Annotated in this window: 15 protein-coding genes; 8 read left to right on the top strand and 7 right to left on the bottom strand. The window is 53.9% G+C overall.

From position 1 onward, the window contains the following. The 7 genes from Q7T06_RS04610 to hpf form a co-directional block, all read left to right on the top strand. Nucleotides 1-531, top strand: a 531-nt coding sequence (locus Q7T06_RS04610; protein ID WP_304780960.1) for a CBS domain-containing protein, incomplete at its 5' end; no start/stop codon positions are given. Further along, nucleotides 531-1,070, top strand: a complete 540-nt coding sequence (locus Q7T06_RS04605) for an HAD family hydrolase (RefSeq protein ID WP_304780958.1) — start codon at nt 531-533, stop codon at nt 1,068-1,070. The genes Q7T06_RS04610 and Q7T06_RS04605, both read left to right, overlap by 1 nt. Next, nucleotides 1,067-1,666, top strand: a complete 600-nt coding sequence (gene lptC, locus Q7T06_RS04600) for an LPS export ABC transporter periplasmic protein LptC (protein WP_304780954.1) — start codon at nt 1,067-1,069, stop codon at nt 1,664-1,666. Before Q7T06_RS04605 ends, lptC begins: the two co-directional genes overlap by 4 nt. A gap of 45 nt (nt 1,667-1,711) precedes the next feature. After that, on the top strand, nt 1,712-2,266 hold the full coding sequence (gene lptA / locus Q7T06_RS04595) for a lipopolysaccharide transport periplasmic protein LptA (RefSeq protein ID WP_304780951.1): 555 nt from the start codon (nt 1,712-1,714) through the stop codon (nt 2,264-2,266). A gap of 1 nt (nt 2,267) precedes the next feature. Then, complete coding sequence (lptB, locus tag Q7T06_RS04590) at nt 2,268-3,008, top strand: LPS export ABC transporter ATP-binding protein (RefSeq protein WP_304780948.1); 741 nt, start codon at nt 2,268-2,270, stop codon at nt 3,006-3,008. A gap of 23 nt (nt 3,009-3,031) precedes the next feature. Further along, on the top strand, nt 3,032-4,501 hold the full coding sequence (locus tag Q7T06_RS04585; RefSeq protein WP_304780945.1) for an RNA polymerase factor sigma-54: 1,470 nt from the start codon (nt 3,032-3,034) through the stop codon (nt 4,499-4,501). Nucleotides 4,502-4,596: 95 nt separating this feature from the next. After that, nucleotides 4,597-4,950: a ribosome hibernation-promoting factor, HPF/YfiA family gene (gene hpf / locus Q7T06_RS04580; RefSeq protein ID WP_304780941.1), complete on the top strand. Its 354-nt coding sequence runs from the start codon at nt 4,597-4,599 to the stop codon at nt 4,948-4,950. Nucleotides 4,951-5,059: 109 nt separating this feature from the next. On the opposite strand, the gene Q7T06_RS04575 is transcribed toward hpf, so the two are convergent. The 7 genes from Q7T06_RS04575 to Q7T06_RS04545 all read right to left on the bottom strand — a co-directional run bounded on the left by Q7T06_RS04575 (nt 5,060) and on the right by Q7T06_RS04545 (nt 12,882). Continuing rightward, a complete protein-coding gene (locus Q7T06_RS04575; RefSeq protein ID WP_304780938.1) occupies nt 5,060-5,530 on the bottom strand; it encodes a hypothetical protein in 471 nt (156 codons plus the stop codon). Nucleotides 5,531-5,731: 201 nt separating this feature from the next. Beyond that, nucleotides 5,732-9,457 (bottom strand): pilus assembly protein, encoded by a 3,726-nt coding sequence (locus Q7T06_RS04570; protein WP_304780935.1) that lies wholly within the window; start codon nt 9,455-9,457, stop codon nt 5,732-5,734. Nucleotides 9,458-9,529: 72 nt separating this feature from the next. Continuing rightward, a complete protein-coding gene (locus Q7T06_RS04565; RefSeq protein ID WP_304780932.1) occupies nt 9,530-10,147 on the bottom strand; it encodes a hypothetical protein in 618 nt (205 codons plus the stop codon). 68 nt (nt 10,148-10,215) lie between these two features. Continuing rightward, nucleotides 10,216-11,340: a PilW family protein gene (locus Q7T06_RS04560; protein WP_304780928.1), complete on the bottom strand. Its 1,125-nt coding sequence runs from the start codon at nt 11,338-11,340 to the stop codon at nt 10,216-10,218. Nucleotides 11,341-11,355: 15 nt separating this feature from the next. Then, on the bottom strand, nt 11,356-11,805 hold the full coding sequence (locus Q7T06_RS04555; protein WP_304780926.1) for a hypothetical protein: 450 nt from the start codon (nt 11,803-11,805) through the stop codon (nt 11,356-11,358). Nucleotide 11,806: 1 nt separating this feature from the next. Beyond that, nucleotides 11,807-12,415 carry a GspH/FimT family pseudopilin gene (locus Q7T06_RS04550; protein ID WP_304780923.1) on the bottom strand — a complete coding sequence of 203 codons (609 nt, stop codon included), beginning with the start codon at nt 12,413-12,415 and terminating at the stop codon, nt 11,807-11,809. Continuing rightward, nucleotides 12,409-12,882: a type IV pilin protein gene (locus Q7T06_RS04545; RefSeq protein ID WP_304780921.1), complete on the bottom strand. Its 474-nt coding sequence runs from the start codon at nt 12,880-12,882 to the stop codon at nt 12,409-12,411. Before Q7T06_RS04545 ends, Q7T06_RS04550 begins: the two co-directional genes overlap by 7 nt. A 163-nt stretch (nt 12,883-13,045) precedes the next feature. On the opposite strand from Q7T06_RS04545, the gene Q7T06_RS04540 reads away from it, so the two are divergent. Then, a partial coding sequence (locus tag Q7T06_RS04540; protein WP_304780919.1) for an enoyl-CoA hydratase/isomerase family protein occupies nt 13,046-13,243 on the top strand: 198 nt, incomplete at its 3' end.

Below are 13,243 nucleotides of genomic sequence, written 5' to 3'. Positions count from 1 at the left end.
TGCCCCTTGAATCTGGCGCCGACCGCCAGCACCACCGCCACGCTGGCGCTGGGCGATGCACTCGCCGTTGCCTTGCTGGATGCGCGCGGCTTCGGCGAAGAAGATTTCGCCCGCTCGCACCCGGGCGGCGCGCTGGGCCGTCGTTTGCTGACGCACGTGCGCGATGTCATGCGTACCGGCGAGGCGATTCCGACGGTGAGTGAAGATGCCAGCCTGTACGCTGCGCTGCTGGAAATCAGCAAAAAAGGAATGGCAATGACGGCAGTAGTCGATGCCGATGGCTGCGCGATAGGCGTATTCACGGATGGCGACTTGCGCCGCCTGATCGAAAACATGCAGGATTTTTCGACCCTGTCGATCGCGGCAGTCATGCATCGCAATCCACGCAGCGTGCAGCCCGAGCAACTGGCCGTCGATGCAGTCGACATGATGGAAGAATTCCGCATCAACCAGCTGCTCGTCACCGATGCTGATGGCAAACTGGTCGGCGCACTGCACATCCACGATTTGACGCGTGCGAAAGTAATCTGATGACGCCCCCAACCACGACTGAGGCCATCACCCGCGCAGCGAATGTGCGGCTGATGATTTTTGACGTCGACGGCATCCTGACCGACGGCAGCCTGCATTTCGGCGCCGAAGGCGAAGTGATCAAGACCTTCAATGTGCTCGATGGCCACGGCATCAAGCTGTTGCAGCAATCGGGCGTCGCCACCGCCATCATCAGCGCGCGCCAGTCGCCTATCGTGCTGCGCCGCGCCACCGATCTCGGTATACATCATGTGTTCCAGGGCATACACGACAAGCGTGCGGCGTATGAACAGTTGCTGGCGCAAACTCATGTAGCAGCCGATGCATGCGGCTTCATCGGCGACGATGTGATCGACTTGCCTATCCTGTCGCGCGTCGGCTTTGCAGCCAGCGTACCCAATGCACATCCTGAAGTACGCTCACGCGTACATTACGTCACGCAAGCCGGCGGCGGGCGCGGTGCGGCACGCGAATTATGCGATTTCATCCTGCGCGCGCAGGGCAACTACGAGGCGGCGCTGGCGCCGTATCTGTCGTGAGCAATACGCGCCCGGCGAATGGCATGCGCCTGATCGTGCTGATTGCATTGAGTGCCGCATTGGCGCTGGGCAGCTTCTGGCTGGTAGAAGTCATGCGACGGCAAACCGAAGACATACTCCCCGACCGGGTGCGCACGGAACCGGATTTTTATGTACAGAAATTCAATTTTGTACGCATGGGGAAGACAGGCGAGGCACGCTACAACCTGACGGGCAGCGAGATGAAGCATTATCCGCAGGACAATTCATACCAGATACAGAATCCCGTCATGCACAGTTACAGCGCACAGAGGCCGCCGATGGTGAGCCGTTCCCTGCGCGCCACCGTGACCAACAACAGCAGCGAAATTCACATGTATGAAAACGTGCATATCGACCGGCCTGCTTCGGCAACATCGCAGCACTTCCAGCTCAAGACTTCCTATCTGCTGCTTTTGCCTGACGATGACGTGATGAAAACCCCGAAGCCGGTTGAGCTGAAACTCGGCACCTCCGTGTTGACCGGCGCCGGCATGTTTGCCAACAATGCGACCGGCGAATTCAGCCTGTCGAGCAATGTCCAGGGACAGTACCAGGCACCTGCCGTCACCAATTGATTGTGTGACCCGGCTTTTAATCGACACATTATCCAGAAAACTTTCATGAAACGATTATTCCCCGCACTGCTGCTTGTGATTGGTTTCGGCGCCGCCATCAGCGCACATGCCGAAAAAGCCGATGCGACCAAGCCAACCAACGTCGAAGCCAATCAAATGGAATACGACGACGTCAAGCAAATCAATACCTTCATCGGCAACGTCGTGCTGACACGCGGCTCCATCCTGATGAAATCGAACAAGATGGTCGTCACGCAGGATCCTGACGGCCATCAGTTTGTCGTCATGTATGCCGCTCCAGGCACGCTTGCCAGCTTCCGCCAGAAGCGCGATGGTGGCCCCGACCAATGGGTAGACGGCCAGGGCGAGCGCATCGAATACGATGACAAGACTGAAATCATGAAACTGTTTTCCAAGGCGCGCATGCGCCGCCTGGAAAATGGCAAGGTGACCGATGAAGTGAACGGCGAATATATTTCCTACGATACGCGCGCCGAATTCTTTACCGTGCATAACACTGCGAGCGGCGACAGCAAGCCTGGTGCAGGCCGCATCAAGGCCATCATCCAGCCGCGCGCCGATACGACAAAGGCCAAATAAGATGTCAAGCAAGCTGATCGTCAGTGGACTGCAAAAAAGCTATGGCGCGCGCCAGGTTGTGCGCGATGTCGCACTGCAGGTTGAAAGCGGCGAAGTCATAGGATTGCTGGGCCCGAACGGCGCCGGCAAAACCACCTCTTTCTACATGATCGTCGGGCTGGTGCCGTCCGATGCCGGCCGCATAGAACTCGATGGCGTAGACATCTCGCGCCTGCCCATACACAAACGCGCCCAACTCGGCTTGTCGTATCTGCCGCAGGAAGCCTCGGTGTTCCGCAAACTGAGCGTGGAAGACAACATTCGCGCCGTGCTTGAATTGCAGCGCGTGAATGGCAAGGCCTTGAATTCCGCACAGATAGAACAGCGCCTTGATACCTTGCTGACGGATCTGCAAATCGAAAAGCTGCGCGGCAACCAGGCGATGTCATTGTCCGGCGGCGAACGGCGGCGGGTCGAAATCGCACGGGCACTGGCCACCAATCCGCGTTTCGTTTTACTGGATGAACCATTTGCCGGCGTCGATCCGATCGCCGTGATTGAAATTCAACGCATCGTGCGCTTCCTGAAAGAGCGCGGCATAGGCGTCTTGATTACCGATCACAATGTGCGCGAAACCCTGGGCATCTGCGACCGCGCCTACATCATCAACCAAGGCGCAGTGCTGGCCAGCGGGCGGCCGGACGACATCATCGCCAACGAATCGGTGCGTCGCGTCTACCTGGGCGAACATTTCCGCATGTAATTGCGGAAACACGATAAAGCCTTATGAAGCAATCCCTGCAGCTACGCGTTTCGCAACACCTGGCATTGACGCCACAATTACAGCAATCAATACGCCTGCTGCAATTGTCGACGCTGGAACTGCATCAGGAACTCGAGCAGATCCTTGCCGACAATCCGCTGCTGGAACGTACCGACGACCCGCTCGACCACGCGATCCGTTTGCTGGCCGATGGCGCAATCGGTGCTGCCGGCACGGTGGCAGAAGGCGCCAGCGTCGAAGCGAATGCACAAACACCGGAAAGCGAAGCCTCATTCGACGCACCTGAAGCAGCGGAATCCACCAACGGCGACACCGAGTGGAGTTTTGATGACGTGGCGCGCACCTCGAAGGCGCCAGAAGATGACGACGCCCGCCCGCAGCTCGAAGCGCACGAAACCACGCTGCGTGAACATTTGCTGGAGCAGATGCGCGTCACCGTGCGCGAGCGCCGTGATCGCGCCTTGCTCGAACTGATCATCGACGCCTTGAACGACAACGGCTATCTGGAAGAAGCACTGGAAGATATCCATGCGCGCCTGCCGGAAGAACTCGACATCGAACTGGAAGAATTGCAGATTGCGCTGAATCTGTTGCAAAGCTTTGATCCACCCGGCGTAGGTGCACGCAATGCTTCAGAATGCCTGGCACTGCAAATCAAGCGCATGCCGAAAGTGGCCATGGTGACCCGCCGCATGGCGCTCGCCATCGTCGAGAATCACCTGAGCCTGTTCGCGCAACGCGACTTCAACAAGCTGCGCAAGGCACTCGATTGCGATGACGAGGATTTGCGCGAAGCACAAGTCATCATCAAGCAATGCAACCCGCACCCAGGCTCCATTTTCGCAAGCGATACCTCGGACTATGTCGTGCCTGACGTGATCGTCAAGCGCACCCGCAGCGGCTGGCAAGTCATGCTCAATCACGACGTGATGCCGAGGCTGCGCGTCAACAGCATGTACGCCAATATCCTCAAGCAAAGCAAGGGTGAAGGCTCACTCGGCTCGCAGCTGCAGGAAGCCAAATGGCTGATCAAGAACATGCGGCAACGCTTCGACACTATCCTGCGCGTATCGCAGGCTATCGTAGAGCGGCAACGCAATTTTTTCTCGCATGGCGCAGTTGCAATGCGGCCCCTTGTCTTGCGCGAAATAGCTGATACACTGGGACTTCACGAGAGTACTATTTCTCGTGTAACCACCCAGAAGTACATGCTCACCCCACACGGGATGTTCGAATTGAAATATTTTTTCGGTAGCCATGTCGCAACCGAAACAGGTGGTGAAGCATCATCGACGGCGATACGGGCACTGATCAAACAACTGATAGGAGCTGAAGACCCGAAAATTCCATTCTCTGATAGCAAGATCGCAGAAATGCTGGCGGAGCAAGGCATGGTAGTAGCGCGACGCACCGTTGCAAAATACCGTGAAGCCTTGAAAATCCCACCGGTCAATTTGCGTAAGTCCTTGTAGATATCGTCCTTAGAAGTTTTTGTTATACCTTGCTGTGTTCGTGAGCCCGCTAATTTGGCGCATGAACCGCCAGTGAATTATCATAGGAGCACTGTATGAATCTCACAATCAGTGGACATCACCTCGAATTAACCCCAGCCATCCGCGAATATGTACAAGGAAAACTGGAGCGTATCAAACGACACTTTGATCAAGTGATCGACATTGCCGTCATACTGTCAGTCGACAATCTTCCTGAAAAAGAAAAACGCCAGAAAGCAGAAGTCACCTTGCGCGTGAAAGGCAAGGATCTGCACGTGGAAAGCATCGCAGACAATTTATATGCGGCGATAGACACCCTGATCGACAAGCTTGATCGGCAAGTCATCAAATACAAAACCAAGCAGCAAGATCATCAAAACGATGCAATCAAACGATTGCCGGATGAATCGGATGCTGTCGCACCTTAAGGTGCCATAATCAGGCCGAAAAAATCGGCCACTAAAGACGAAGGGCGCAAATTGCGCCCTTTTTTATTGTCCTTTTTTGCGTTCATCTGCGGTTAAGCCAGCAAACCGCTTATTTTTCAACGGCAATATCTTCCAGCATGATTTCAATTCTCAACTGGCTCTTGACTGGAACGCCATTGATTTCTCCTGGGTGAAATCTGGCTTTTACAAACGCATCGACCACCGTTTTCTGGGCCACCTCCGGCAGCAAGGAATCCTCTACTATCACTTGATCAATCTCGCCATACTCATTGATCAAAATCTGCAAGGTCGCCGCCTGCGCAGGCACGTCCGGCACGATCAGTGTCAGATCTGCCGGCACATCACGAACCACCAAGGGTTTTTGCGTCAGGTCTTTTGCCGAGAAATAATATGGCGGAGCTGGAAGCAGCGCGGGCAGGATAGAACTGCCTTTCCGCGCTTGAGGAATTTGCACGGCATCGGCAGACATGGGATCAGCCGTCTTCACCAGCTTGCCAGACGTCTCGCGCTCATGCTCCGTAGCGGGAAAAGCGCGATCTGTCTTGCCCAGCTCCACCATCACCACTTGCATGGCAGCAGGTTCATCGGGCAAGCCCGCATGCTCAGGCTGCGCGATGCCGCCGATACATATCGCCGCAACCAAGCCTGCATGGACCATCAAGGACAATCCTAAAGCCAGCACACGGGATGGTGGGCAGCATGCCGTTCGCATTCTCAGCAAAAGGGGATGCCAACCCAGCCAGCCATGCATTGCATCCTCTTAATCCGCAATCAGCTCGCGCCATGAAACGCGTCGCGCGCCATTGCCACTTCCCGGATTGGACGATGGGTCATCCATCACAGTTATGGTACCGCCCGTATCGGTAATCAAGGTGACGGTTTTGCCGGTATTCAATTTCAATGTTTTCAATCCGGCGACCAGGCCCGCCTGCCGACGTCCGGCAATATTGCCCGTTGCACCCTCAACAAATTGTCCTGTCTTGAAGTCAAGTGAATATATCCATGCATATCCACCAGGCGTGCACGCATCATCCTTCGGAACATTACCGGCCACCGTCAACAAGCCCAATTGCTGCTGCATGTCGACATTGACCCGCTCACCAGGCGACTTGTTGCCTGGGTTAAGGTCCATATACCAACCTGATTTGCTGGCCCAGTCAACCGCATTACTTGATGTCGTACGCGTAGTGCCATCAGCGCTGGTGGTCAATGTCTGCTGCACCAGTACGCCAGCAGTACGGACTTTACCCAAACCGGTTTCAGTCAGATTGTCTTTCAACGCATAAATCGACTGTATGCTCGTATTAGTCAAATCGGAAATGCCCAGATAGCGCCCGCTTGCAACATTCACCACCGGATAGCTAACCCCGGCACTGGTAACCTCGGTCAATTCCGGCTTGATCGTGATAGGTTGGGTACCGATAGGAGACACATTGCCCAACTCTGCCAGCAGGGTCACCTTATTTCCGGTCGGAGCTATCCGGTCATCGGGATCGAAGCGCCATACATTGCCCAGCAAATCTCCGCCGTAAAAGCGCTTGGCTTTATTGTCGCTAAGGCTGTCTACCCACGCATTGATCTTAGCCAAACCACTTGGAGTAGTTGTGTCGCCAGCAGTTGTATCCAGCTTGGAAAGCAACACACCGGTATTGGCATTCAAGACATACAGGTGACCTTTCCCATCGCCACTACCTGTATGGTTGTTGTAGCCGGATGTAAAGACAACCACCCAGGTGCCATCAAGACGCTTGGTAATTACAGGATTGCCGTAGCTGTATCCCAGATCCACATCATTGGCATCGGTAAAATTCCACAAGGCCTTCGGATTTGCCGGGTCGGTAATATCCAGCGCATAGTAACCCTTGCCTCCAGAATTAAGGCCACCGACCAAAATCGTTTTCCACTCATTGGCTGCGCACGCCGCACCTGGTGCCTTGGAACAGATATCACCCACAGTAGGTGCGCCATCAACATAGTATTGATGATTGGCCGGATAGTTCTTGTCCGCCAATTTATACAGGTTAGGCAAAACCATAGGCGGAATGTAAGCCCATTTCTCGGCACCCGAGTTGGCCTCACCTATCGTCGCATCGAAAGCATGCAGCATGCCGTCATTCGCCGCTACATAGACCATCCCTAGACGATCTTTCTCCCTCGTTTTGTACGCTTCATAATTTTCATCAACATAGACGAAAGGCGGCGACTTCACATATACCGGCTGCGAACCTATCATGTCGCCCAATACGTGTTCACGATCACGATATATCGGGTTCGTATTGCCAGCCTGGTCTTCATAACCATTCTGACCGCGAATAAATTTTAAAAGATTTTCACCAGGAATCAGATCTCTCTGAACTGTCGTCAGGTTCGGACCACCTACCGAATCACTGCATTGCGATAGTCGCACCGTAGGTGCACACATGCTGTTGAAATAAGCCTTTTCATCTGCAGTCAGATTTGCCCAGGTAAATGTTTTCAGCTTGTCCGATGCGGATCCGCTGGATGTATAGATAGTGCGGGTCTCGGAGGTTGCAGTGACTTTTGTATCCAGTTTTGCCTGCGCTGACCAGCTTTCCGTGGCTGCCACTGCACCTGTACTTGGATCTATCGTTTTTGCCTTGAGATCACCATCCCAGAATGAGGTGCGATACATGGCAAGGAAAAGGAAGTTGTCGCCTGCTACCGGCTCCAGGTTACTGGTAGCGGCAGCCACGCCCGAACCATCACGTACCTTGGCACTCGTCAGTGCCTTGGTGATGCCTTTGATTAGCGTATCCGGCGTCTGGGCGCTGAAATAGCTGCCGCGCCCATTGACAGCGGCATGCCACAAGTCATCTATCCGTTCAGGTCCATCATTGGCAATTGGATCAGGCCAGTTTTTAGTGCCGTTGGTTATCGCATTGAAGTCGGCAGAACCACCACTTAAATAATTTTCCGTATACCCGAGCTGACCATTCACGCCCAGGCCTAGCGTAAAGGTCGTCATGTGCTGAGAACCCTTGTTATCCAGGCCGGACCCGAGCACATTATTGTCGCAAACATCCGCGCTGCCGCCCAACGCGCCGGTACAGTTTCCCAGAGCAGTGGTACGCAAGTCAGTATTGTAATAATAGGCCGCGACGTCGGCCAGCGAATTGGAAACCCCACCGCTGGTAACGGGAGTGGTAGCGGTGCTGAATGCAGTTACGGTAGCGGTCATGCCACCCGTCTTTGTCACGACCGGCGTATACGTAATTGCCCCCAAAGCTGTAGGTGCCTTGATCGTCACAACGCTCCCGGACACAGTCGCCGTATAACCATTTTTAGTAATCAAGGCAGCCGTTCTGGAAGCCACCTTGTTACTGTCTTCATTATCATTGATCGGGCCAGACATGATTTGCTTGCCATTAACGGTAATCCCGCTTACCAAGGTATTGCTGGAACCGCTAAAGGTAATCGTCGCAGTCGTGTAAGCAACATTGGTGACGGTCGTGCCGTCATACATAGGCCGAAGCTCGGTTGCATCCTGATTACCTACATTATTGCCATCCAGACCTTTAGGGCCATAAGTCGTGGTTTCTTCGTTCGTATTCCAGTATCCATCTGTAGATAGAATCGTGAAATTTTGCTGGCAGGAATACTGGACCGGGTCATCGGATCCGGTCAGCAATTTCCCTGCATAGAGCTGGCCGGCTTTTGACAAGGCCGCACGCAAAGGCGTCCAGTGCGTAGGATTCGCCTTGTAAAGCTTGGCATAAAAACTGGCTTTATGCGTGGCATCGAAATCCGCAATTTTCAGGAAGTCGTCGCTGGTGGCGCTGGTGCCGGTATAGCCTATCGTCGAATAACCAACACGATAGGCGCTACCTACATTTTTAAACGCCCTGCCGGCCGATGTTTTCATCGTCAGCATGCGGGTACGGTAATAACTGTACCAGTTAGCGAAATTGGTTTTCAGCGTTGCATCGGATGCGCTTGTAATCGTCACCTTGGGAAACAAAGCGGATCCGGAAACTGCCGTGCTATTACATTCTGTGTAAAAAAGCTTGGATGTATCCACACTACCATTTGCAAGGTATTCAAAACCTAGGTTAGTCGTTGTACCCGTATATGTATAGTAGACGCTGTTTTCCAGATTGGTTGTGCCATCCGTAGTCTTGTAGCCATTGTTCCAGGCTGCAGTGAAGCTGGCATCAGAGAAGCTCGTCCCATCGGCATTTACCGGCGGGCTGTAAACAATAGCTGGATTAAAGTACATCCCATTGCAGTGACTGCTTTTCGCGCCAAATTTCGTGTTGCTGAAATTCGCCACATCCGGTGCATATTCGTTATCCATACTTCCAGAATCATCCAGAATGAACATGACATTCGGCTTGACCACGTCAACTGAAGATGACGCCAGAGGAGCATTGGCAATATCGGTTTCGGCAGCATGCGCAGCATGCCCGCCAAGCATCAATGCAAGCAACATCAACGGGAATCTAAGGCTATGGAATGGGTGTTTCATCATGGTCTCCGGATATTGCTATCGGCCTGTACTGGTCATGTCATTCTCTCGCCCTGCGACAAGAGTAATGCGCTAAAAATGGATCATTGCTTCCACAAAACTCACGGTATTCCGCGGCCCTTTTACCCGGGAGACTATGCGATAGTACGGACCCGGCAAAGGCTCAAACCGTTTGTCGTCGCCATACTTGATCTCGCCTCTTTTAGGGCTGGTGGAACTGCTGGATTGATACGTCACACAGGTATTGCTTACGCTGTTCGGATCTAATTCAGCCAGACACAGGCGATGTATGATGTATGAAACCGAATTGTCTCCGACCGATATAGCGGGGGCAGGCTTCACACAGACAGAGAACGTCAAGCCACTGCAATTATTGTCTTCCCAATCGACTGCCGGTATGGTTGCCGCACTGTTTCTGTTGGTTGGATCAAGCGTGGATTGACTCGTTGCGTAATATCCTGCGGCCGCATTGTTTGCGTACAAGGTGGCGGAGCCATTCAGCGGGGTCAACCATACGATTGCTTGCTCAGTGCCAGCATCACCAGCCAGCGTTGCGCCTTGCTTGAATGCCATGTTGCCGGCGACCAGGTTGCCGGTATCGACCGAACGCACCAGACCTATGCCTGCAAGCGTCATTGCAACCAATACGATCAGTGCGATGAAAAGCACGACACCCTGCTGGCGATGCATGATCCGTCTCGAACAGGCAGGCCGCACAACGCAAGGTTCGGCATTGGCGCTGAAGCGAAGATTCAATTTCATGTCCGCCCCCACAACAAATTCCGCAAAGGAATGGTGTTCTCGAATGTTTTATAGCGATAACACTTCCAGTTTGCATTGGCCGTGCCATCGGGATTTTTGCTGGCATCGATATCACCAGCTGCCCATGTCGGTTTATTTATAGTGCGACCTGCGACTGCAGTGTCTATCGTAATATCGCAAACTCCACTGGCATTGGGCTTTTCCATCAAGGGGCTGCGTGCAACAACCGCCATGCGCACCGCGATTACCCTGGCAATGTCGCCGGCATCGTTTACGGTGCCGCTAGAGTCAGCATCTATCATCGTGGCGCTCCAGGTATCGACTCTGGGATCGTTTTGCGGCCATACGCGGGTATCGAAACCATATTCCGCCTGCATGTTGACAATATCTGCAGTGATCGCACGTGTCGTAGTGGTATTGGTCACACTTGAAAAATCAGCAAGCATCAAATTGCCGTTCGCCAGCGAATAGGTTCGGTCTATCATGGCTCCCAGATTAAGCACCAGCGCACCTACACTGTAGCCGCCAGTGGGAAAAATATTGCTGCCTCCCGGCGGATTCCATTTACTGGTATTTTGATGATGAACCTGTACATTGCCATTCGGGATCCCGGTCGCCTGCATCAATGTGCAAGTCTTGCCTTGCTCATATGCGACCAGCAAATCACCCTCTTCCATGCCCAGGGTGGTATTGAGAAAAATATTGGTGGCTGTGGCCGGATGCTCGACGGTTATCCGGCTGGGAAGACTCCAGCCAGTCTTGGAACTGGAAAGTATACGGATGCTATCTGGGGCGCCGCCAGCACCATTGGTGATCACCGCAGGCGCCAGGGATAGATCACTGGTCGCCGCCGTATCATAGTAGCGCTTGACCGTGCAGCCCAATGCGCCGGGCACGCTCATGCCATACCCTGCCCTGCGCACATCCCGCTCCACTGTATAGAGGGCAGTCACGCCATTGGTCTGCGCGTCAGCACCCGTCGTCGTCGTCCGTTTTTGTCCCTCGAAAACGACGGACACCTGCATGATGATCAACACGCCCAGCAAGCCGATTGCGACACCGACCATGATTTCCACCAGACTGAAACCATGATTGCGGCGTGTAGAAAAAGAATAATGCATCACCAATTCTCCCGGCTACTCGTGAAGACGCGTCACCGCGACGTAATTGTGTCGTCCCGACTCACCCGGTGCTTGCCAGAATACAGTCACCGTCACCGTATTGTCCCCGGAGACCGCTATGGTCGGCAGATTCTGCCCAGCCACAGGCGGGGCTACGACGGCATCAATGATCCCGGGCAGCGTTTGAATTACCCGACCCTTCCATGCGACAAACTGCGCGCCGCTGGCCGTCCCGTAATTGGCGACCAAGGTCGCATTTGTCTTGTCGCCGGTCCACATCTCACCAATGATTTGATTGGCCAGCAAACTGGCATCCGTCCGATACTTTGCACTGGTAGTGTCCCTGACCGATGCGCCAAGCAAAGCGACCAGGGCAAGAATACCCATCGAAAAAATCAGGATGGCGATCAGGCTTTCCAGCATGACCGACCCGCGCTGTTTGAATATAGAAGTTTCCATAATCATGTTAAGAACAACCCTGTGGATTGCTTGCCAATGCGTGCAGCGGGTCACACATACGGACCAGTCCGCCGGTACCGACCACAATTACCAGCCTGCGGGCATCGTTTGCAAGGGCATTGATGATGTCGATGCGGGTAACGTCCGTCCCGATATTCGCGGCCGGTATGCTACCGACGCCATTGAATGTCACACCCGCACCGCCAGCTCCAGACAAGCCCGCACCGGCTGCCAGCGCAGCAGCATATTGCGTATTTGGCACAGGCGTAGGTGGCACATCTGTACTGACGCCAACACGCGCATTCGCCCCACCTTCTGCAGCCGAACGTTGCTGTATCACTTCACCGCAGGCAGCACCCACAACGACACAGACGTTCCACGTCACCAATCCAGTGGCACTGGTCAGATTGAAGCGCACATTGGTATTGCGTCGCACCGCCTCGTTACGCGCAGTCTGCAAACCATTCTGGATAGACTCAGCTGCAGTACGAACCTGCGTATTCTGTATCCACAATCCGAATGTAGGCATGCCGACAGCCAGCAGGATCGCCATTATGGCGATGCCTATCATCAGCTCAATCAGGCTGAAGCCACGCTGACGGCGAAGGATTAACATCCGCCGCCTTTCTTGGCGACCCAACAGGCTATGGCAGGCGGAGCAGTACCCCACGCAGTCGGCAAGTTCGTCGTTTGACGATTGCCAGCTTGATCAATGGTGTAGGTAAATCCATTCATGCCCCGCCCTGCAATCCCTGTTGCGGTAATCAGGTAAAACTGATTCGTTGCACCCACGCCCCAGTTGCATGTATAGGTAAAATTATCTGAAGTGGGATTCAGCACTCCGCAGCTGTCATCATCGGAACCATAATTCCGGTTATCCTGATAAAACTGTTCAAGTCGAATACGCATGCTGGCCAATGCGCTGGTCGCCTCTGGGATTTTGCCACGGGTCACATAGTCGCTATAAGCAGGCACTGCCACCGCCGCCAGTATGCCGATAATCGCCACCGTGATCATGAGTTCAATCAGCGTAAAGCCAGCCGATTTGCGCAACGCGGGCAAAAAGAAAAATGGATATTTCATGGAATCGTCCTTTTAGATAGGGTCAATCTAAACGATACAGGCAGCAAGGCCAGCCCGATCCGACAAACGGTGCAATTCCGGCCGCAAACGGTTTGCCTGCTGTTGCTGCCAAGCGAAATATAAGCCGCTAGAATGAGCGCTTTCATCCAACTCATTTCATTCCATGTCTGCAGATATCCGCATCACCCTCGAAAATGGCCTGGGCAGCCTGATACTGGATCGCCCCCAGGCGATGAATGCGCTATCGCTAGGCATGGTCCGCACCCTTGCGCAAACCTTGATGGCATGGAGAACAAATCCGGATGTGCGGGCAGTCCTGATACGCAGCGACTTGCCAAAAGCATTTTGCGCCGGCGGCGAT

This window comes from Herminiimonas sp., assembly GCF_030645555.1.
Taxonomy (GTDB): domain Bacteria; phylum Pseudomonadota; class Gammaproteobacteria; order Burkholderiales; family Burkholderiaceae_D; genus Oxalicibacterium.
The sequence above is the reverse complement of the archived record's forward strand: the minus strand, read 5'-3'. Positions and strand labels throughout refer to the sequence as shown.

Excerpts from the sequence above, each read along its gene's own strand:
- Q7T06_RS04555 (WP_304780926.1), bottom strand. The coding sequence starts at position 11,805 with ATGATTATGGAAACTTCTATATTCAAACAGCGCGGGTCGGTCATGCTG.
- Q7T06_RS04565 (WP_304780932.1), bottom strand. The coding sequence starts at position 10,147 with ATGCATCGCCAGCAGGGTGTCGTGCTTTTCATCGCACTGATCGTATTG.
- lptA (WP_304780951.1), top strand. The coding sequence starts at position 1,712 with ATGAAACGATTATTCCCCGCACTGCTGCTTGTGATTGGTTTCGGCGCC.
- hpf (WP_304780941.1), top strand. The coding sequence starts at position 4,597 with ATGAATCTCACAATCAGTGGACATCACCTCGAATTAACCCCAGCCATC.
- Q7T06_RS04550 (WP_304780923.1), bottom strand. The coding sequence starts at position 12,415 with ATGTTAATCCTTCGCCGTCAGCGTGGCTTCAGCCTGATTGAGCTGATG.
- lptB (WP_304780948.1), top strand. The coding sequence starts at position 2,268 with ATGTCAAGCAAGCTGATCGTCAGTGGACTGCAAAAAAGCTATGGCGCG.
- Q7T06_RS04560 (WP_304780928.1), bottom strand. The coding sequence starts at position 11,340 with ATGCATTATTCTTTTTCTACACGCCGCAATCATGGTTTCAGTCTGGTG.
- Q7T06_RS04545 (WP_304780921.1), bottom strand. The coding sequence starts at position 12,882 with ATGAAATATCCATTTTTCTTTTTGCCCGCGTTGCGCAAATCGGCTGGC.
- Q7T06_RS04575 (WP_304780938.1), bottom strand. The coding sequence starts at position 5,530 with ATGGTGGAGCTGGGCAAGACAGATCGCGCTTTTCCCGCTACGGAGCAT.
- Q7T06_RS04570 (WP_304780935.1), bottom strand. The coding sequence starts at position 9,457 with ATGAAACACCCATTCCATAGCCTTAGATTCCCGTTGATGTTGCTTGCA.
- Q7T06_RS04585 (WP_304780945.1), top strand. The coding sequence starts at position 3,032 with ATGAAGCAATCCCTGCAGCTACGCGTTTCGCAACACCTGGCATTGACG.
- Q7T06_RS04605 (WP_304780958.1), top strand. The coding sequence starts at position 531 with ATGACGCCCCCAACCACGACTGAGGCCATCACCCGCGCAGCGAATGTG.